The sequence below is a fragment of the Pseudarthrobacter sp. NPDC092424 genome, from assembly GCF_044754925.1.
Taxonomy (GTDB): Bacteria; Actinomycetota; Actinomycetes; order Actinomycetales; family Micrococcaceae; genus Arthrobacter.
Genome location: NZ_JBIVQC010000007.1, coordinates 1 through 20,512 on the forward strand (window position 1 = coordinate 1; position 20,512 = coordinate 20,512).

Annotated in this window: 15 protein-coding genes; 9 read left to right on the forward strand and 6 right to left on the reverse strand. The window is 65.9% G+C overall.

The window, feature by feature from the left end; genetic code table 11:
• Positions 1-109: 109 nt before the first annotated feature.
• The gene (locus ACIQCN_RS11225) at positions 110-790 is read right to left on the reverse strand and encodes a GntR family transcriptional regulator (RefSeq protein WP_400610977.1); all 681 of its coding nucleotides are present in this window, start codon (positions 788-790) and stop codon (positions 110-112) included.
• Between the two features lie 123 nt (positions 791-913).
• Between ACIQCN_RS11225 and purU the strand changes: the two genes are divergently transcribed.
• The 5 genes from purU to ACIQCN_RS11250 all read left to right on the forward strand — a co-directional run bounded on the left by purU (position 914) and on the right by ACIQCN_RS11250 (position 8,730).
• Positions 914-1,819 carry a formyltetrahydrofolate deformylase gene (gene purU, locus ACIQCN_RS11230; RefSeq protein WP_400605194.1) on the forward strand — a complete coding sequence of 302 codons (906 nt, stop codon included), beginning with the start codon at positions 914-916 and terminating at the stop codon, positions 1,817-1,819.
• A 54-nt stretch (positions 1,820-1,873) separates the two neighbouring features.
• A complete protein-coding gene (locus ACIQCN_RS11235) occupies positions 1,874-4,366 on the forward strand; it encodes an FAD-dependent oxidoreductase (protein WP_400610979.1) in 2,493 nt (830 codons plus the stop codon).
• A 4-nt stretch (positions 4,367-4,370) separates the two neighbouring features.
• Positions 4,371-4,997, forward strand: coding sequence for a cyclodeaminase/cyclohydrolase family protein (locus ACIQCN_RS11240; protein WP_400605198.1), 627 nt, complete (start codon positions 4,371-4,373; stop codon positions 4,995-4,997).
• Positions 4,994-5,899: a bifunctional 5,10-methylenetetrahydrofolate dehydrogenase/5,10-methenyltetrahydrofolate cyclohydrolase gene (locus ACIQCN_RS11245; protein WP_400610980.1), complete on the forward strand. Its 906-nt coding sequence runs from the start codon at positions 4,994-4,996 to the stop codon at positions 5,897-5,899. The genes ACIQCN_RS11240 and ACIQCN_RS11245 overlap by 4 nt, the downstream gene beginning before the upstream one ends.
• Positions 5,900-6,222: 323 nt before the next feature.
• Positions 6,223-8,730 carry an FAD-dependent oxidoreductase gene (locus ACIQCN_RS11250; RefSeq protein WP_400610982.1) on the forward strand — a complete coding sequence of 836 codons (2,508 nt, stop codon included), beginning with the start codon at positions 6,223-6,225 and terminating at the stop codon, positions 8,728-8,730.
• A gap of 273 nt (positions 8,731-9,003) precedes the next feature.
• On the opposite strand, the gene ACIQCN_RS11255 is transcribed toward ACIQCN_RS11250, so the two are convergent.
• From ACIQCN_RS11255 to ACIQCN_RS11275, 5 genes are all read right to left on the reverse strand, one after another.
• Positions 9,004-10,410, reverse strand: coding sequence for a ferredoxin reductase (locus ACIQCN_RS11255; RefSeq protein WP_400610984.1), 1,407 nt, complete (start codon positions 10,408-10,410; stop codon positions 9,004-9,006).
• The gene (locus ACIQCN_RS11260) at positions 10,407-11,711 is read right to left on the reverse strand and encodes an SRPBCC family protein (protein WP_400605206.1); all 1,305 of its coding nucleotides are present in this window, start codon (positions 11,709-11,711) and stop codon (positions 10,407-10,409) included. Before ACIQCN_RS11260 ends, ACIQCN_RS11255 begins: the two co-directional genes overlap by 4 nt.
• Positions 11,712-12,061: 350 nt before the next feature.
• The gene (locus tag ACIQCN_RS11265; protein WP_400610985.1) at positions 12,062-14,416 is read right to left on the reverse strand and encodes an FdhF/YdeP family oxidoreductase; all 2,355 of its coding nucleotides are present in this window, start codon (positions 14,414-14,416) and stop codon (positions 12,062-12,064) included.
• Between the two features lie 116 nt (positions 14,417-14,532).
• Positions 14,533-15,153: an MBL fold metallo-hydrolase gene (locus ACIQCN_RS11270; RefSeq protein WP_400610987.1), complete on the reverse strand. Its 621-nt coding sequence runs from the start codon at positions 15,151-15,153 to the stop codon at positions 14,533-14,535.
• On the reverse strand, positions 15,150-16,256 hold the full coding sequence (locus ACIQCN_RS11275; RefSeq protein WP_400610988.1) for an S-(hydroxymethyl)mycothiol dehydrogenase: 1,107 nt from the start codon (positions 16,254-16,256) through the stop codon (positions 15,150-15,152). The genes ACIQCN_RS11270 and ACIQCN_RS11275 overlap by 4 nt, the downstream gene beginning before the upstream one ends.
• Positions 16,257-16,472: 216 nt before the next feature.
• Between ACIQCN_RS11275 and ACIQCN_RS11280 the strand changes: the two genes are divergently transcribed.
• From ACIQCN_RS11280 to ACIQCN_RS11295, 4 genes are all read left to right on the forward strand, one after another.
• A complete protein-coding gene (locus ACIQCN_RS11280; RefSeq protein WP_400605214.1) occupies positions 16,473-16,811 on the forward strand; it encodes a hypothetical protein in 339 nt (112 codons plus the stop codon).
• Between the two features lie 47 nt (positions 16,812-16,858).
• Entirely contained in the window at positions 16,859-18,556 is a 1,698-nt protein-coding gene (purF, locus tag ACIQCN_RS11285; protein WP_400605216.1) for an amidophosphoribosyltransferase, read from the forward strand.
• A complete protein-coding gene (purM, locus tag ACIQCN_RS11290; RefSeq protein ID WP_400610990.1) occupies positions 18,553-19,710 on the forward strand; it encodes a phosphoribosylformylglycinamidine cyclo-ligase in 1,158 nt (385 codons plus the stop codon). The genes purF and purM overlap by 4 nt, the downstream gene beginning before the upstream one ends.
• Positions 19,711-20,167: 457 nt before the next feature.
• Positions 20,168-20,473: a hypothetical protein gene (locus tag ACIQCN_RS11295; protein WP_400610992.1), complete on the forward strand. Its 306-nt coding sequence runs from the start codon at positions 20,168-20,170 to the stop codon at positions 20,471-20,473.
• Positions 20,474-20,512: the final 39 nt, after the last annotated feature.

A 20,512-nucleotide genomic window follows, 5' to 3' on the forward strand; every position in this document is an offset into this window, starting at 1 on the left:
CGCTCGGCTTCCGCAACCTCGCGAACTACACAGCCAGGAGCCTGCTCGAGGCCGGAGGTTTCAGACCCTCGCTACACCCTTGATTCCGAAGAGCCCCCAACGGTGAGAGCTATGCCTTGAACAGTGCCTCGCGCACGGCATGCTCGAAGCCGCTTACATGGACCCGGGCAAGCTCTGCGGCCCGGGCCTCGTCCCCCTCGATGACGGCCCGAAGCAGATTGAGATGTTCGTGGACGTGGCGGGACAGGTCCGGCAGCCTGTCGATAACGATGCACCATATCCTCGTCGCCAGATTGTCGTAGCGGATCAGGATGTCCTCAAGGTGCGGATTCCCGGCAGCGGCATATATGCCGCGGTGCACCTGGGCATCCAGCTGCAGCGTTTCCGTTACGCTTGCCGCGGCCACGTCAAAGGATTCGACCCTCTCGAGAATCGCGCGCAGGTCCGCGCGCACCGCGGGGGTGGCAACGCGCGCGGCGCGTTCCGCGGCCAGGGGTTCAAGCTGTGCCCTGATTTCCGAGATGAAGGAAAGATCGGTGACATCGACCCGCGTCGCGAACGTACCGCGCCGCGGGTAGGTCTTGACCAGCCGGTCCAGCTCAAGGCGCTTCAGGGCTTCACGCGCCGGCGTCCGGCCGACGCCCAGCTTCCTGGCGAGAAGGTCATCGTTGAGCAGGTCACCCGGCTTGATCTCCAGCGTCAGGAGCTGGTCCCGGATGCTTTCGTAAGCCACGTCAGCGAGAGACTTCCGGCCGGCATCCTCCGCCACCGCCAAAGCTTCGAACGCCATAGTGACCCCCTCATCCAACGAAACCGGAAAAATCTATTGACCGCGCCTGCAACCCAGTATACGCTGACCTCCAATCTAATATATCAGTTCGTCGCTTTGGAATATATCTAGAAGGAGTAGGGTATGACCCTCATGGAAGCAGCATCAGCAACCGTCGCCCTGCCGGCGCTCAAGGAAGAGCAGGCCCAGAAGTTCGTCCTGACCCTGTCCTGCAAGGAGCAGGCAGGAATTGTGCAAGCCGTCACCACGTTCCTGTTCGAGCGTGGCTTCAATATCGACGAACACCAGCAGTTCGACGACAGCCTGCGTGAGACACTCCACCTGCGCACCGCGTTCTCCGGCTCCTCCAACTACACCCCTGCCATGCTCGAGGAAGAGTTCGCGGGCATCGCCAACCGGTTCGACATGAAGTTCAGCTTCCACGACCAGACCCCCAAGCGCGTCCTGGTCATGGTGTCCAAGTTCGGCCACTGCCTCAACGACCTCATCTTCCGCTGGCGGGGCGGCAGCCTTGGCGGCGACCTGGTGGCAGTCGTTTCCAACCACGAGACCCATCGTGCAATGGCGGAAGCCGCCGGACTCCCTTTCATCTACGTCCCCGTCACCCCGGACACCAAGGCCGAAGCGGAGCGCCGGCTCCTGGAACTGGTGGATGAGTACGAGGCCGACCTCGTGGTCCTGGCCCGTTACATGCAGGTGCTCTCCGACGACCTCTGCCGGGCGCTGGAGGGCCGGGCCATTAACATCCACCACTCCTTCCTCCCCGGGTTCAAGGGGGCACGCCCCTACCACCAGGCCTACGACCGCGGAGTCAAGCTGGTGGGCGCCACCGCCCACTACGTCACCGCCGACCTGGACGAGGGACCGATCATCGAGCAGGAAGTCATCCGGGTGGACCACACCTATGGCCCTGCGCAGCTGTCCACCGTGGGCCAGGACGCCGAGGCACTGGCCCTCTCCCGCGCCGTCCGCTGGCACTGCCAGCACCGCGTGCTGCTGGACCAGACCAGCACCGTGGTGTTCCGGTAACCCGCACCGCGCCACCCGCAGCCACCCACACCTAAACGCAGCAGGAGAGACTTTATGGAATCGTCGCCACGCATTGTGATTATCGGCGCCGGCATCGTCGGAACGAACCTCGCGGATGAGCTCGTTGCCCGGGGCTGGAACAACATCACCGTCCTGGACCAGGGCCCCCTCAACATGCCCGGAGGCTCCACCTCGCACGCTCCGGGACTGGTCTTCCAGACCAACCCCTCGAAGTCCATGGCCCTGTTCGCCAAGTACACCGTGGAAAAGCTGCTGTCGCTGACCGAAGGCGGCGTCAGCTGCTTCAACCAGGTCGGCGGCCTGGAAGTTGCCACCACCGAAACCCGCCTCGCCGACCTGAAGCGCAAGCTCGGCTACGCCGCCGCGTGGGGCATCGAAGGCTCCATCCTCTCCCCGGCCGAGTGCAAGGAACTGTACCCCCTCATTAACGAAGAGGACGTCCTGGGCGGCCTCCACGTCCCCAGCGACGGCCTCGCCAGCGCCGCACGAGCGGTGCAGCTGCTGATCAAGCGCACCGAGGCCGCGGGCGTAAAGTACCTGGGCAACACCACGGTCACCGGCATCGAACAGTCCGGCCGGCAGGTCACCGGCGTCCAGACGCCCGACGGCGTGATCCCGGCAGACATCGTGGTCTCCTGCGCCGGGTTCTGGGGCGCGAAGATCGGCGAAATGATCGGCATGTCTGTGCCGTTGCTCCCACTGGCGCACCAGTACGTCAAAACCACTCCGGTTCCCGCACAGCAGGGCAGGAACGAACTGCCGAACGGCGCGCAGCTGCCCATCCTCCGGCACCAGGACCAGGACCTCTACTACCGCGAGCACGGCGACCGGTACGGCATTGGCTCCTACGCCCACAAGCCCATGCCCGTTGACCTGGACGAACTCGGCAGCTTCAAGCCGAACGAGATCAGCGAGCACAACATGCCGTCCCGGCTGGACTTCACCGTGGAGGACTTCCTCCCGGCCTGGGAAGCCACCAAGCGGCTGCTCCCCGCCCTGCGCGAAAGCGAGATCGAGGACGGCTTCAACGGCATCTTCTCCTTCACCCCCGACGGCGGCTCCCTCGTTGGCGAGTCCAAGGAACTTGATGGCTTCTTCGTCGCCGAAGCCGTCTGGGTCACCCACTCGGCAGGCATCGCCCGTGCCGTCGCCGAACTCCTCGTGGACGGCAAGTCCAGCATCGACCTGGGCGACTGCGACATCCACCGCTTCGAGGACGTCCAGCTGACTCCCGAATACGTCAGCGAGACCTCCCAACAGAACTTCGTCGAGATCTACGACGTGCTGCACCCGCTCCAACCCAAGCTCTCACCGCGCAACCTGCGCGTGTCCCCCTTCCACGCCCGCCACAGGGAGCTCGGCGGCTACTTCCTCGAAGGCGCCGGCTGGGAACGGCCCTACTGGTTCGAGGCCAACGCCGAACTGCTCAAGGAGATGCCTGCCGCATGGCAGCCGCCGGCCCGGGATGCCTGGTCGGGCATGTTCAGCTCCCCGATCGCCGCAGCCGAGGCGTGGAAGACCCGTACTGCCGTCGCCATGTACGACATGACGCCCCTGAAGCGCCTCGAAATCTCCGGCCCCGGCGCCCTGAAGCTGCTGCAGGAACTCACCACCGCGGACCTGAACAAGAAGCCGGGAGCCGTCACCTACACGCTGCTGCTGGACCACGCCGGCGGGATCCGCAGCGACATCACCGTCGCCCGCCTCACGGAGGACACCTTCCAGCTCGGCGCCAACGGCAACATCGACACCGCCTACTTCGAACGCGCCGCCCGCCACCAGACCGAAAGAGGAACGGCCAACGACTGGGTCCAGGTCCGCGACACCACCGGCGGCACCTGCTGCATCGGCCTGTGGGGCCCGCTCGCCCGCGACCTGGTCAGCACGGTCAGCAGCGATGACTTCTCCAACGACGGCCTGAAATACTTCCGGTCCAAGAACGTGGTCATCGGCGGCGTCCCCGTGACGGCCATGCGCCTGTCCTACGTCGGTGAGCTGGGCTGGGAACTGTACACCAGCGCTGACAACGGCCAGCGACTCTGGGATGCGCTCTGGAAGGCCGGCCAGCCGTTCGGCGTCATCGCCGCCGGACGGGCCGCGTTCAGCTCCCTCCGCCTGGAAAAGGGCTACCGCTCCTGGGGCACGGACATGACCACCGAGCACGACCCCTTCGAGGCCGGCCTGGGCTTCGCTGTGAAGATGGCCAAGGACAACTTTGTCGGCAAGGCGGCCCTGGAGGGCCGCACCGAGGAGAACTCCGCGCGCCGCCTGCGGTGCCTCACGGTCGACGACGGCCGCAGCCTGGTGCTGGGCAAGGAACCGGTGTTCTACAAGGGCCAGGCAGTCGGCTATGTCACCAGCGCCGCCTACGGCTACACGGTCAGGAAACCGATCGCCTACTCCTACCTGCCCGCCGAGGTCTCCATCGGCGACTCCGTGGAGATCGAGTACTTCGGGCGCCGGATCGTCGCCACGGTCACCCAGGACCCGCTGTACGACCCCACCATGACCCGGCTCCGCGGTTAGCACCATGATCAGTTCAGAGACAGTCAGCAGCTACCTCACCCGGCTGGCCGCAAGGGAGCCGACGCCTGGCGGCGGCGCCGCTGCTGCGCTGCATGCGGCGCAGGGCGCCGCCCTGGTGGCCATGGTGGCGCGTTACACCACCGGCGCCAAATTTGAGCAGCACGCACCGCTGGTGCAGCGCATCACCCAGGCAGCCGACGACCTTGCCGCCGAGGCACTGCGCCTGGCTGACGCGGATGAACATGCCTTCCAGGCAGTCATCGACTCCTACAAGCTCCCGTCCGATACCGCTGAACTCAAGGCCGCCCGCACTGCCGGGATCCAGGCCGCACTGATCCAGGCGGCACAAACGCCCGCCCAGCTCGTCAAGCTGTCAGGCGGCATCGTGGACCTCGCCACCGAGCTGTTCGACGTCGCCAACGCCAACGTCATCAGCGACGTGGCAGCGGCCGCCGATGCCGCCCGTGCAGCCGCCACAACAGCGCGCGTCAATATCGATATCAATGTCGTTGCGGTCAAGGACCCGGAGGCTCGCGCGCTCCTGGCCCAGCAGACGGACGGCATTGAAGAGAAGGTGGTCCTGGCGGCAGATGCCCTCTCGGCCCGCGTTCGGGAAAGGATCCTTGGTTGAGTGCCTCAATACTTTCCGGAAAGCCGTTGGCGGCTTTGTTCCAGCAGGAAGTGCAGGAACAGGTCCATTCGCTTGAACTTGACGGCCTGCACCCGGTCCTGGCCGTCGTCGTGGCGACCAGCGACGAGTCGACGCACTGGTACGTCCGTTCCATCGAGCGGGCAGCGGGGCGCGCCGGAGTCGGCTGCCGGATCATCAACCTGGGCCATGATGCGACGGAACCTATGCTGGCCGGCGTCCTGCGGGAGCTGAGCGCCGAACCGTCCGTGAACGGCATCATCCTGCAAACCCCGCTGCCGCCCGGGGTCCGGACCGACAACCTGGTGGGGCTCATCACCCCGGAAAAGGACATTGACGGCGCCAATCCACTGAGCCTGGGACGCCTGGCCGTGGGGCAGCAGGCCTTTGCTCCCGCTACCGCCCGCTCCGTCGTCGAAATCCTGGACCATTACCAGGTTCCCGTGGCCGGCAAGGCCGTGGTGGTCGTGGGCCGTTCCGCCGTGGTGGGCAAGCCGCTGTCCCTCCTGCTGCTGGCACGCGATGCCGCGGTGACGGTCTGCCATTCCAGGTCGGGCCCGCTGGAACGCTACACGACGGATGCCGATGTCGTGGTGGTCGCCGCCGGCCGCGCCGGGCTGCTGACCGGCAGGCATGTCTCCTCCCGGACGGTGGTGGTCGACGTCGGCACGAACGTCCTTCCCGACGGCTCGCTGGCGGGCGATGTGGACGAAGCCAGCGTCACCGGGACCGCCGCCGCGTTGACCCCTGTTCCCGGCGGCGTCGGCTCCGTGACCACCGCGCTGCTGCTCCTGCACACCGTGGAGGCCGCACGCCGGCAATCGTCCTCCCGGCCGCTGCCGGGCACGGCAGTGGAGCCCCAGGTCCTGGAAGCCGCGGGCTAGGAAAGGAGCAGCGTCAGCAACGGTGCCCGTTTTCCGTAAAAGGTGCTTCGATGGGCCTAAGACCTGGGGAGGTATTCCTCATCGAAGCACCGTTTTCGGAAAACGGGGCGACCTACAGGAGGCCTTCGCCGCAACAGCGGCGAAGGCCTCCTTGCTGCCTTGCGACACAGTGCTGCCGACACTCGAAACAAAGCAGGAAACCCTTGACAGCAGGTGTGAGCCGCGACACCCTGTTGCATATAGTGATGTGCGTTGCTCATAGCGAAGCAAATTCCATCACCCGGTCCGGCGGATTCCAGCACCAACCAGGAGAACCCAACATTATGAGCGCATCACCCCGCGTCGTCATCATCGGAGCCGGCATCGTCGGCACCAACCTCGCCGACGAGCTGGCAAACCGCGGCTGGAACGGCATCACCGTCGTCGAGCAGGGCCCGCTGGAGCTCGCAGGCGGCTCCACTTCGCACGCCCCGGGCCTCGTGTTCCAAAACAATCCGTCCAGGACCATGACGGAGTTCGCCACGTACACCGTGAACAAGCTCCTCGCCCTGAGCAAGGACGGCGAGTCCTGCTTCAACCAAGTGGGCGGCCTGGAGCTGGCCACCACGCCGGAGCGGCTGGCCGATCTCAAGCGCAAGATGGGCGTAATGACCTCCTGGGGTGTCGAAAGCCGCGTCATCGACGCCGACGAATGCGAAAAGATCTACCCGCTGCTGAACACCGGCAAGCTTTCCGGCGGCCGCCAGGTCCTGGGCGGCCTGCTCATCCCCACGGACGGGCTCGCCCTGGCGGCGCGGGCCGTGCAGCTGCTGATCGAGCGCACGCGCGAACGCGGCGTCACCTACTGCGGCTCCACTATCGTCACCGGCATCGCCCAGGAGGGCGGCAAAGTCACCGGCCTCGAAACCGACAACGGACTGATCCCGGCGGACATCGTGGTCTCATGTGCCGGTTTCTGGGGCCGTGAACTCGGAAAGATGGTGGGCCTGGAGGTGCCTCTCCTGCCGCTGGCCCACCAGTACGCCGTAACCACGCCCCTGGCTGAACTTGACGGCGTCAACGAGCTTCCCAAGGGCGCCAGCAAGCCCATCCTGCGCTACCAGGACAAGGACCTGTACTACCGCGAATGGGGCGACCGCATCGGCATCGGCAGCTACGCCCACCGCCCGATGCCCGTGGACATGTCCGCACTTCCGCAGGTCCCGGCCGGGGAGATGTCCGACCACCGCATGCCCTCCCGCCTCGACTTCACCCTTGAGGACTTCGTGCCCGCATGGGAGGACAGCCGGGACCTGCTGCCGGCACTGCGCAGCACCGAAATCCAGGACGGTTTCAACGGCATCTTCTCCTTCACCCCGGACGGCGGCCCGCTCATGGGCGAGGCGCCGGACCTCGAGGGCTTCTTCGTGGCCGAAGCAGTCTGGGTCACGCACTCGGCCGGCGTTGCCAAGGCCATGGCAGAGCTGATCGTCGACGGCCATCCACAGACCGACCTGCACGGCTGCGAACTGACCCGTTTCGAGAAGGTGCAGACCTCCGACGCGTATGTCAGCGAGACCTCGCAGCAGAACTTCGTGGAGATCTACGACGTCATGCACCCGCTGCAGCCCAGGAAATCCCCGCGGGATCTGCGCGTCAGCCCGTTCAATGTCCGGCAGAAGGAACTGGGGGCGTTCTTCCTGGAGTCCGCCGGATGGGAGCGGCCGCACTGGTTCGAGGCCAACCGCGGGCTGCTGGAGGAACTGCCGGCGGAGTGGCAGGCCCCGGAACGCGACGAGTGGTCCGCCATGTTCCACTCCCCCGTTTCCGCCGCCGAAGCGTGGAAGACGCGCACCGCCGTCGCGCTTTACGACATGACGCCGCTGAAGCGGCTGTCCGTCACCGGACCCGGCGCCCAGGCGCTGCTGCACCGCCTCAGCACGGGCAACATCGCCAAGAAGCCGGGTGCCGTGACGTATTGCCTGCTGCTGGAGCACGACGGCGGCATCCGCAGTGACGTGACCGTCGCACGGCTGGCGGAGGAAGAGTTCCAGCTTGGCGTGAACAGCAACGTGGACTTCGACTACCTTCGCGTCGAGGCCCGGCGGCAGTCCGCCGCTGATCCTGCCCGGTGGGTGCACGTCACCGACATTACGGGCAGCACGTGCTGCATTGGCCTGTGGGGCCCGCTGGCACGCGAGGTCATCGGCAAGGTCTGCCCGGATGACCTGACCAACGAGGGCCTGAAGTACTTCCGAACCAAGGAAATCTCCGTTGGGGGCATCCCGGTCACGGCCATGCGGCTCTCCTACGTGGGCGAACTCGGCTGGGAGCTCTATACCACCGCCGAATACGGGCTGAAGCTGTGGGACCTGCTGTACGAGGCAGGCAAGGAGCACGGCATCATCGCTGCCGGACGCGGCGCCTTCAACAGCATGCGCCTGGAGAAGGGCTACCGGCTGTGGGGCACGGACATGACGTCCGAACACCACCCGTACCAGGCCGGCCTGGGCTTCTCCGTGGCCAAGGACAAGACCGGGTTCGTAGGCGCAGAGGCACTCGCCGGACTCAGGGATCAGCCGGCCGCCAAAACGCTGCGCTGCCTGACGGTCGACGACGGCACGTCGGTGGTGCTGGGCAAGGAACCGGTGTTCGTGGCCGGGGAAGCCGTTGGATACGTCACCAGCGCGGCCTACGGCTACACCGTCCGCAAGCCCATCGCCTACGCCTGGCTGCCGTCGTCGGTGTCCGAAGGGGACGCCGTGGAGATCGAGTACTTCGGGCGGCGTGTGGCGGCCACCGTTTCCGCTGAGCCGCTGGTGGACCCCGGCATGGAGCGGCTCCGCGGCTGATCGCCCTACCCCCGGCATGACAATGGCGGCACCCCGGACTGAACGGGGTGCCGCCATTGGCATCCGGAGCTCTTTGAAGTTCCGGCAGCGCCCGTGATCTCGTGCCCCGGGACGAGCCCGGCGGCGGGCGTCCGGCCGCGGACCAGGTGCGTGGCTCCTGTGGTTGGCGTTTGGCTGCCACGGAAGGCCTGACGCTGGGTGCCTCAGGCCTTCCGTGTGGTCTTACTTTTCAGTCGCGGTCAATCATGGGGGTGCGGGCCGCTTGAGCGGTGGTTAGGCGTCGATCACCATGTCGGTGCGCGCAGTGGAACAGCAGGGAAGGAACTTGCCCGCATCAATTTCCCGTTTGCGGATTCCGCCCTGGTGGTTCATGTCGATCTCCCCGGACAGCTTGACCACCTTGCAGGAGCCGCACATGCCTTCCTTGCAGTTGGCGCCGATCCGGACACCCGCACGCTGCGCCACCCCAAGGATGGGCTCCTCCGGGTCGATCCGCACATTGATCCCGGTGCGCATGAAGGACAGCGTGAGGCTGCCGGTTCCGACGGTGTCGAAGCTTGAGGCATCGGGGGCCTGGGCCTCCGGAGCCTCAGCCGGGCTTCCGGCGGTGGTGGGGGCTTCCGGGTTGGCTGCTTCCAGAGCCAGTCCCGAGGCCTGAAGTGTTCCGTCCTCGTCGTAGCCGGGCTCGTAGATTCCGAACGCTGCAGGCTGGCCTTCGAAGTAGTCCTCGGCCGACTCCGCGATTTCCTCAGCGATCTCCTCGGCGATGTCCGCTGCCAGGGCGAGTTCGGCCTGGTATTCAAGGAGGGTCTGCCGGTCGCCGGAGAAGAACTCCATGTAGATGGAAGTGTCGTCGACGCCCACTTTCCTGAGCAGCTCAGTAGCGGTGTCCAGGTAACCCTCAGGGCCACAGGCGTAGACCTGCCGGCCGTTGGCGTCGGGTGCCACCTCATCGATCATGGATGAGCTCAGGCGTCCGCTGAAGCCTTCCCAGTCCCCGGGCCTGCCGCGGTCGCCCAGGGCGTAGAAGACCTTGATGCGCGAGTCCACGGAAGCGATGTAGGCCAGCTCCCGGTGGAAGGCAAAGCCGCCGGCTTCCGCGCCGTGGTAAAGCACCACCACGTCGGCGGTTCCCGGCAGGGAGTGGATAGTCCGCAGCATCGACATGATGGGGGTGATACCGGCCCCGGCGGCCAGGAAGAGATACCTTGCGCGCCGGTCGGCGTCAGGCAGGTGGAATGCCCCCACGGGACCCAGCATGTCCAGGACCGTGCCGGGCCTGATGTTCTGGTGCACCCACGGGGAAACCAGTCCGCCCGGGTCCCGCTTGACGGTGACGCTGAAGGTCCACGGTTCCGTGGGCGAACTGGACAGCGAGTAGCTGCGGTCCACCGGTTCCTGGTCGTCGCCGTTCACGGGGAAGGCGATGTTCACGTACTGGCCCGGGCGGAACGCCAGGGGCGCGCCGTCGCAGCGGCGGAACACGAACGTCATCATGCCGCCCGCTTCGGGAACGGTCTCGACGCATTCGGCCATGAACTCCTGCGGATGCCACGGGCCCAGGGCCCTGGCTGCGCTGCCCGGCCCTTCGGTGCTGCCCATGACCCTGTTCCACGGCATCTCAAGACCGCGAATGCGCTGTGGTTCCTGGATCACCGTTTCAGAGAGGAGTTCTGTCATGCCAAGTGCTCCTGAACGCGCTGCACATACCAGTTGATGAATGCTTCGACCTGGTATTCGCTCTTCATGTACGGGCCGGGCTCGTAGGCGGGGCTGGCAGCGCCCTGCTGGCACAGCTCCACGAACGCCTTGTCCTGCAGGTTGGTCTGCTTCCAGGTGTAGGTGAGCTTCTCCAGGTCGTAATCGACGCCTTCTTCGGCGTCATCGGCCACCAGCCAGGTGGTGCGGACCAACGACTGGTGTTCGTTGATGGGAAAGACGCCAAACGTGATGACGTGGTCCCCGAGGAAGTGGAACCAGCTGTTGGGCTGCAGGTGCATGGAGCAGCGGCCCAGGCGGAAGTCCGGCAGGTCGCCGAGCAGCTTCTTGGAGAGCCGGCGCCCGTCGGCGGAGAAGGACTCGCCTTCGCCGTCCAGTGATTCGCGTGAAATACGGATGCCGGCAATGCGGGTATCGAGTTCCTCGACCACCTCGTAGGGCAGGCCGTAGCGGCGGCACCGCTCCTCGAGGGTGGACTGGGCTTCCTTGTTGCGGTCCCAGACCTCTTCGAGGTGGGCCGGGATCAGTCCCTCGGTCAGGCCCCACGTGGGGAAGAGAGAGCAGGCGAGTTCCGGGTGCCCGTCGCAGTGGTAGCACTCACGGTTGTTCTCCATGACGAGCTTCCAGTTGCCCTCTTCGATGATGTTCTGCTGGTAGGCAATCTTCGTCTTGGACAGGTCGTGGGGTGCGAGGTAGGGCTCAAAGATCTTGGAGGTCTCGTCGAAATCTGCGGGCGGTTCGTCAGCGATGCAGACGAAGATGAGCCCGGCAACCTCGCGGCTATGGGCGCGCTTGAGGGCAAAGCAGTTCTTGTCGAACTTGGCTTCGCCGGGGGCGGAGGCGTGGATCAGGTTGCCCTCGGGCGAGTAGGTCCAGGAGTGGTAGCCGCAGACCAGGTTTCCGGTGGAACCGGCAGCCTCCGTCAGGACACGCGCACCCCGGTGGCGGCATACGTTGTGCAGGACGTTGACGCTGCCCTCGTCGGTACGCAGCACGATCAGGGAGTAGGGTCCGTAGTCCACCGTGATGTAGTCGCCCGGCTCCGGCAGCTCGGCAACGCTGCCGGCAAAGATCCAGTGCTGGCCGAAGATTGCCTCCATGTCGAGCTTGAAGATCGTCGGGTCGGTGTAGAAGGGGGCATCGAGGGAGTAGCCGGTGCGCCGCAGAGCGAACAACTCCGAAATTTCAGCCAGCTGCCCGGCAGGCAATGTTGACGCGAGCTTTCCGCGTGCGCTGAGGGGCACGTTCACTGAGATAGTCATGTGGTTCCTCCCGATCGGGCTGGATATTGAGCGAAATGAAGTGATTACGGAGCCGGCGGGCAACCAAAGGATGCCCGGGACGTTCTGTTCCTGAATGTGGGGAGGTCCATCAGCAACAGCAACAGTGACTCCAAAGGAGATCTGGAAGCATCCAACGCAACAGCGATCACCATATGCAACAGTGTGACTCTTGCCACGCCCACTGTCAATCAATTTCGGATATGACGAAAAAGCACGGCCCGTGCCGTGCGGAGATGCGCCCAGGCCTCGCGCCGAGACCAGAACGGCGGCACACCGGACTACCGGTGTGCCGCCGTCGGGGGCCTTTTGTCGTCGATGTTGCCGCGCGGCTAAGCCGGCGTGCCTGCCAGCTCCCCTGCAGACGCCTGGGCCGCCGCCACCACTGGCTGGTGCGGCTCGAAGCGGACGAACATTGCCTTGAAACCGGGGGTGTTCGAGACGCGGGCTACGTTCTCCTTGTGCACCAGGGCGTTCGCCTCGGGGAAATACGCCGCAGCGCAGCCCTTGGCGGTGGGATAGGCCACCAGGCGGAACTTGTCCGCGCGGCGGTCCACCCCCTGGAAGGTGCTGACCACGTCCACCAAGTCCCGGTCCTTGAAGCCCTGCTCCGCCAGGTCTTCCGGGTGGATCAGGATCACTCGCCGGCCATCGGAGATACCGCGGTAACGGTCGTCCAGGCCATAGAACGTGGTGTTGTACTGGTCGTGGCTGCGGATGGTCTGCAACACCAGGTGCCCCTTGGGCGGGGTGAGGTATTCCAGCGGGCTGACGGTGAACCGGCCGCGGCCGATGTCCGTGGCGAAGGAACGGGTGTCCCGCGGCGGGTTGGGCAGCACGAACCCGTTCTTGGTCCGGATGCGTGCGTTGAAGTCCTCGAAACCGGGCAGGACGCGGGCTATGTGGTCCCGGATCACGTCATAGTCCTCGGCCATGCCGCGCCAGTCCACGGAGTGTTCCGGGCCGAACGTCGCCTCCGCCATCCGGGCCACGATCACGGGCTCAGCGAGCAGGTGATCGGAGACCGGGGTCAGTCGGCCCTGGGTGGAGTGGACCACGGACATGGAGTCCTCCACGGACAGGAACTGGGCGCCCTTGGGGTGCTTGTCGTCCTTGTCCGTACGGCCCAGGGTGGGCAGGATCAGCGAGGTGCGCCCGTGCACGATGTGCGAGCGGTTGGGCTTGGTGGAGATGTGCACGGTCAGCCCGATCCGCTGCATGCCCGCCTCGAGGGCCTCCGTGTCGGAGCAGGCCAGCGAAAAGTTCCCGCCCATGGACACGAACACGTCCACCTCGTCACGTTCGAAGGCTTCCATGGACTCCACGGCGTCGTAGCCGTGGTGCCGCGGGGAGGTGATGCCGAACTCGTTGTCCAGCGCAGTGAGGAGCCATTCCTTGGGTTTTTCCCAGATGCCCATGGTCCGGTCGCCTTGGACGTTGGAATGCCCGCGGACGGGGCAGGCCCCGGCGCCGGGCTTGCCGAAGTTGCCCTGCAGCAGCAGGACATTCACCATCTCCTTGATCGTGTCCACCGAGTGCGGCTGCTGGGTAACGCCCAGGGCCCAGCAGAAAATGGACGCCTTGGACGCGATGAGCATCCCGGCCACGGTTTCAATCTGTTCCCGGGACAGGCCGGTGGCCTTTTCGGTCTCGTCCCAGTCAAGGCTGCGGCGGGCTTCGCGGTAGGCGTCGAACCCATCTGTCTGTGCGGCGATGAAGGAATGGTCGACGACGGTTCCCGGGTTTTTCTCTTCGGCTTCCAGCAGCAGGTGGCCGAGTGCCTGGAACAGGGCCAGGTCGCCGCCCACCTTGATCTGCAGGTATTCGTCGGCCAGCGGGGTGCCCCCGCCCACCACTCCGGAGACGGTCTGCGGGTCCCGGAAGTTGAACAGGCCGGCTTCGGGCAGCGGGTTCACGGCCACCACCTTGCCGCCCTTGTCCTTGCATTCCTTCAGCGCGGAGAGCATGCGGGGATGGTTGGTGCCGGGGTTCTGGCCGACCACGAAGATCAGCTCGGCGTCGTGGATGTCGTCCAGGGACACGGTGCCCTTGCCGATGCCGATAGTCGGGTTCAGTGCCGAGCCGGAGGACTCGTGGCACATGTTGGAGCAGTCCGGCAGGTTGTTGGTTCCCAGGGACCGCGCGAACAGCTGGTACATGAAAGCTGTCTCGTTGGCCGTGCGGCCGGAGGTGTAAAAGACGCACCGGTCCGGGGTGGACGCCCGGATGTGTTTGCCGATGAGTTCGAACGCGTCCGCCCAGGAGATCGGTGAGTAGTGGGTCTCGCCTTCGCGGATCACCACCGGTTCGCTGAGCCGGCCCTGGTTGCCCAGCCAGTACTCCGTCTTGGTCGACAACTCAGCGATCGAGTGCTTGGCCCAGAACTCCGCGCCGACGGTCCGGAGGGTGTTCTCCTCGGCCACGGCCTTGGCACCGTTTTCGCAGAACTCGGCGGTCTTGCGCTTCTTGTCCGACTCCGGCCAGGCGCAGCCCGGGCAGTCGAAACCGCCGCGCTGGTTCAGCCGCAGCAGGGAGTGCGCTGTACGGGTCACGCCCGCCTGGGCAACGGCGCGCTCCAGCGCAACCATGACGGCCTTGACGCCCGCAGCCTCGGTCTTGGGCTTGTGGACGGACAGTTCGTCCTCGTTGATGTCCGCTACGGGAGCGGGCTGTTTCCCGAACTTCATTGTTCCAACGTCCTTACTTGCATGGTCCTGCTTCGTCACTGCCCGGCGTGCGGCACGGCCAGGCGCGCCAGGAAAGCCCTGGCGCGCCTGGCCGGCGCGTTCTTGGTGGCTCCAGCCTAGTGCGCCGGCCTGGCCAGCGCTTCCCGCTCGGCACCGATGGTGGTGTTGTCCCCGTGTCCGGTGCGGACCACGGTGCCGGCCGGGAGCGTCAGCAGCTTCTCCCGGATCGAGGCAACGATGGTGGGATAGTCGCTGTAGGACCGGCCGGTGGCACCCGGGCCGCCGTTGAACAGCGTGTCCCCGGTGAAGACCGTTCCCTCGCTTTCCAGGTAGAAGCAGGTGGACCCCGGCGAGTGGCCGGGGGTGTGGATGGCACGCAGCGTCACCCCGGCCACTTCGAACACGTCGCCGTTGGCCAGTTCCCGGTCCGGCCTGGCGTCCGGGTACACCTGTTCCCAGAGCACCAGGTCCTCGGGGTTCAGGTAGATCGGTGCGCCCACGGCGTCGGCCACTTCACGGGCGGCGCCGATGTGGTCGTTGTGCGCGTGGGTCTGCAGGATGGCCAGGACCTTGCGGCCCTTGACCTGGTTGATGATCGCGGCGGCGTCGTGCGGGGAGTCGATGATCACGCACTCCTCGTCGTTGCCCACAATCCAGACGTTGTTGTCCACGTCCCAGGTGCCGCCGTCGAGCGAAAACGTGCCCGAAGTGACCAGGTTCTCGATCCGGACACTCATGCGGACACTCCTTCCGGCTGGATCTCCACTACCGAGCGCAGCACCTTGCCCTCGTGCATCTTGTGGAAGGCCTCCTCCACCTGGTCGATGGTGATGCGCTCCGACACGAACGCGTCCAGGTCCAGGTTGCCCTGCTTGTAGTGGGAGACGAGCATGGGGAAGTCGCGGGACGGCAGGCAGTCGCCGTACCAGGAGGACTTCAGCGACCCGCCGCGGCCGAACACGTCCAGCAGCGGCAGTTCCAGCTGCATCTCCGGCGTCGGGACGCCCACCAGCACCACGCGGCCGGCAAGGTCGCGGGCGTAGAACGCCTGCTTGTAGGTCTCAGGGCGTCCGACGGCGTCAATCACCACGTCCGCTCCGTTCCCGCCGGTGAGGGCGCGGATGGCCTCCACGGCGTCCTCCTTCGTGGAGTTCACGCCGTGGGTGGCGCCGAGGGACTTCGCCATATCAATCTTGTTGTCGTCAATGTCCACGGCGATGATCGTCGTCGCGCCCGCCAGCTTCGCACCGGCGATCGCGGCGATGCCCACACCGCCGCAGCCGATGACAGCCACGGACTCGCCGCGCTTGACCTCGCCGGTGTTGATGGCGGCGCCGATGCCCGCCATCACGCCGCAGCCCAGCAGGCCGACGGCCGCAGCATCAGCCTCCGGATCCACCTTCGTGCACTGCCCGGCCGCCACCAGCGTCTTCTCCGCGAACGCACCAATACCCAGCGCGGGGGAAAGTTCGGTGCCATCCTCGAGGGTCATCTTCTGGGTGGCGTTGTGCGTATTGAAGCAGTACTGCGGCTGGCCCTTGGCACACGCCCGGCACTGGCCGCAGACGGCGCGCCAGTTAAGGATCACCCGGTCCCCGGGGGCAACCGACGTCACGTCCGGCCCCACAGCGCTGACGACACCCGTGGCCTCATGCCCCAGCAGGTAGGGAAAGTCGTTGCCGATGCCGCCCTGCTTGTAATGCAGGTCGGTGTGGCAAACGCCGCAGGTGAGAATATCCACCAGCGCCTCCCCCGGTCCCGGGTCCGGTACCAGGATGGTCTCCAGCGTGACCGGGGCGTCCTTCTCCCTGGCAATGACAGCTCGAACTTTGTGAACCATATCTTCGTTCCTTTCGTGGATCCGCGCGGATCCGGACCGCATAGCCGCGCCTGGGACGTGACGCCTTTGTTGCGTAATACACAACGATGCGCGCATGGTGCCTACGCGAGCATATGTCAGCGGCCACATTCCCTGTCAAGAGATATATCAGTTTAGGGCCGCCGCCGAACGTCGGCGGCGGGCAACCCAGCGCCACGAAAATGTAGGCTGGATGGCATGTCTCCCGAACACTCCCCTGCCGAGCGCCGCGAAGTCACGGTCCGGCGCGCCCCTAAGTATGTTCCCTTCCTTGTGCTCGGCGCAGTGGTGGGCATCGCGGCCGCAGCAGTGGTGGCCTACGCTCTTCCCGGCAGCGACAGCTTTGATCCCGGCGCCGTGTTCGGCTTCTTTCTGGTCATGTTCGCCGGCGGCGGCGCCATCCTCGGCGCTGTCCTTGCCCTAATCCTGGACCGTCGCAGCCTCCGGAGACAGCAGCGCGCAATAGTCGAGTCCGTGCCAGAGGAAGAGCAGGAAAACACCCTCGGCGATGAACCGGAAACCGGCCCGCGGTCATAATCGGAGCCCCGGAAAAGTCCTACCCCATGTCGTGAGATAATCGACCAGTGGCACGCGGCGATGGAAAACTTTCCCATGATCTTCTCCCTGGCGAAAAAGGCCCGCAGGACGCTTGCGGCGTCTTCGGTGTTTGGGCACCCGGTGAAGAAGTAGCAAAACTCACCTACTACGGGCTGTATGCGCTGCAGCACCGTGGCCAGGAGTCGGCTGGCATAGCCACCAGCGACGGCAAGCGGATCAATGTCTACAAAGACATGGGCCTCGTGTCCCAGGTCTTCGACGAAACCACGCTGAACACACTGACCGGGCACCTCGCTGTCGGCCACTGCCGTTACTCGACCACCGGCGCCAGCCACTGGGCCAACGCCCAACCCACGCTCGGTGCCACCAGCACCGGAACGGTCGCGCTGGCGCACAACGGCAACCTGACCAACACCGCCGAGCTGAACGCCATGATCCTGGAGCGCAACGGCGGCAACCTCACCGGCGAGATGAAACAGGGCAACACCTCGGACACCGCCCTGGTCACGGCGCTGCTGGAGGGCGAGGAGGGCAAGACCCTCGAACAGACCGCCATCGAGCTCCTGCCCAAGATCCGGGGCGGCTTCTGCTTCGTCTTCATGGACGAGGGCACCCTCTACGCGGCCCGCGACACCTTCGGCATCCGCCCGCTGGTCCTCGGCCGGCTGGAGCGCGGCTGGGTGGTCGCCTCCGAACAGTCGGCACTGGCCACCGTGGGTGCGAGCTTCATCCGCGAGATCGAACCCGGCGAGTTCATCGCCATCGACGAGCAGGGCGTCCGCTCCCAGCGCTTTGCGGAGCCGACGCCGGCAGGCTGCGTATTCGAATACGTTTACCTTGCGCGTCCGGACGCCGCGATCGCCGGCCGCTCCGTGTACGAGTCCCGGGTGGAGATGGGCCGCCAGCTGGCCCGCGAAAACACCCAGGAAGCGGATATCGTCATCCCCGTCCCGGAGTCGGGCACCCCGGCGGCCGTCGGCTACGCCGAGGAATCCGGCATCCCCTTCGCCCACGGTTTCGTCAAGAACTCCTACGTTGGGCGTACGTTCATCCAGCCGTCCCAGACACTGCGGCAGCTGGGCATCCGGCTGAAGCTCAACGCCCTTGAGTCGGTCATTCGGGGCAAGCGAGTGGTGGTGGTGGATGACTCGATCGTCCGCGGCAACACGCAGCGCGCCATCGTCCGGATGCTCCGCGAGGCCGGCGCAGCTGCCGTCCACGTGAAGATCTCCTCCCCGCCGGTGCAGTGGCCCTGCTTCTACGGGATCGACTTCGCCTCCCGCGCCGAACTGATCGCCAACGGTGCCACCATCGAGGAAATCTCCCAGGCCATCGGCGCCGATTCCCTGGCGTACATCTCCGAAGACGGCATGATCGGTGCCACCCAGCAGCCCCGCGAACGCCTCTGCACCGCCTGCTTTACCGGCAAGTACCCCATCGAACTGCCCGGCTCGGACAAGCTGGGGAAGAACCTGCTGGAGCGCACGGATCTGGGCGGCCTGAAGTCGCCGTCCGCGCTCCCCGGTGAAACCGCCGCCCTGGCGGTGGACAACACGGCAGGTGCGGCCGCCGACGTCGACCCCGCCGTTGACCCGGCGGAGAAGTCCGGCGCCACCGGCTGCGATCCGGGACCGGACTCCGAACTCGAAAACCTGCTGACCGACGAAGACCTCGTGCCTGACCTGCACGCCGCCACCGGCGCTGACAAGAAAGAGTCCGTATGACCTCCGCTGCCCCCGTCCCTGGCATTACCCCCGACACCCCCGGCATTACCTACGCCTCCGCGGGTGTGGACGTTGAAGCCGGTGACCGTGCCGTTGAGCTCATGAAGGACGCCATCAAGGCGACCCACAATGCGTCGGTGCTGGGCGGGGTGGGCGGCTTCGCCGGCCTGTACGACGTCTCGAAGCTGCTGACCTACAGGAAGCCGCTGCTGGCCACATCCACGGACGGAGTGGGCACCAAGGTTGCCATCGCGCAGGCCATGGACATCCACGACACCATCGGCTTCGACCTGGTGGGCATGGTGGTGGACGACATCGTGGTGGTGGGCGCCGAGCCGCTGTTCATGACGGACTACATCGCCTGCGGCAAGGTGGTCCCGGAGCGGATCGCAGACATCGTCCGCGGCATCGCGGCGGCATGCTCCGTCGCCGGAACGGCCCTGGTGGGCGGCGAAACCGCCGAGCACCCCGGCCTGCTGGGTGAGCACGAGTACGACGTCGCCGGTGCCGCCACCGGCGTCATCGAGGCCGACAACCTGCTGGGCCCCGAGCGTGTCCGCGCCGGTGACGTGGTCATCGGCATGGCCTCCTCCGGCCTTCACTCCAATGGCTATTCCCTGGTCCGCCGCGTCATCAACCACGCCGGCTGGGCGCTGGACCGCCAGGTATCCGAGCTGGGCCGCACCCTGGGCGAGGAACTGCTCGAGCCCACCCGCGTCTACGCCGCCGACTGCCTGGACCTGGCCCGGACCTTCCCGCTCAGCGGCCCCGCCGCCGTGCACGGCTTCAGCCACGTCACCGGCGGCGGACTCGCAGCCAACCTGGCGCGCGTCCTCCCCCAGGGCCTGGTTGCCACGGTGGACCGCGCCACCTGGGAACTGCCCGCCATCTTCAAGCTGGTGTCCGAGCTGGGCAACGTCCCGCTGGCGGACCTCGAACGCACGCTCAACCTGGGCGTGGGAATGGTGGCCATCGTGTCGCCCGAGGCCGCGGATGCAGCAGTGGCCCGCCTTAATGACCGCGGACTGCCGTCCTGGATCATGGGCACCGTCACCGCGGATTCGGACGCGATCATCAAGACCGGCCCGGACTACGTCCAGGGCGCCAAGGGCGTGGACGGCGGCGCGGTGCGAATGGTCAACGCGTACGCCTAAGAGTCATCGAGTGCTCCGTACTGGTCGTTTTGGGGGTCCATAACGACCAGTACGTGGGCCCATGCCGGCAGGGTTCCCGGGCCGAGCTTGCGAGGCGAGGGGGCCGGTGGGGCGCACTCGATGGTTAAGGGGTGACCGCCATTCTCGACCCCGTCCTTGACTGCTAAGTATGCTTACCTTTAGGCTTGTACGTGGAAGTGCACCACAGATGTCCGACTGAGGTTTCATACGGAGCTTGAAGTTCAAAGCCCGCGCCAATACAGCGCTAGGTCGCTGGCCCAGCCGGACCGCCTTCCCCGCTGACCGTTTCGATATCGGTCCGCGGATGGCACAAGAAGCATCCACAAGACGCCCGGAAATTCGCGTCGCGCAATATTTGCGCGGCTCACCCACCATCGAGGTACGCCACGGCGGCCGGATGTGTGGCGCATCGGGCCGGACTCAAGGGAGCGAAATAATGTCAGTTTTGAAGAAAGCCACCGCTGCAGCAGCCGGAACCCTCTTCCTGGTGGGCGCTGCCGCCGGACCCTCACACGCCGCAGACAACACCACCCTCAACGACGGACTCGTCAATGTCACTGTCGGTGACGTGACGGTGAAGGACGCCGTTGACGTCAACGTCGCGGCATCAGTCGCCGCCTCACTGTGCGACGTCGCAGATATCGGATCGATAGCCGTCCTTGGCGAGGCCGTGGACTCGTCCGGCAACGAGGTGACGGTCTGCGAGACGGAAACCGGGCCTGTGAAGATCGTCAACAACTAGCACGTCACAGAAAGGCTCCCGCATTGGCGGGAGCCTTTC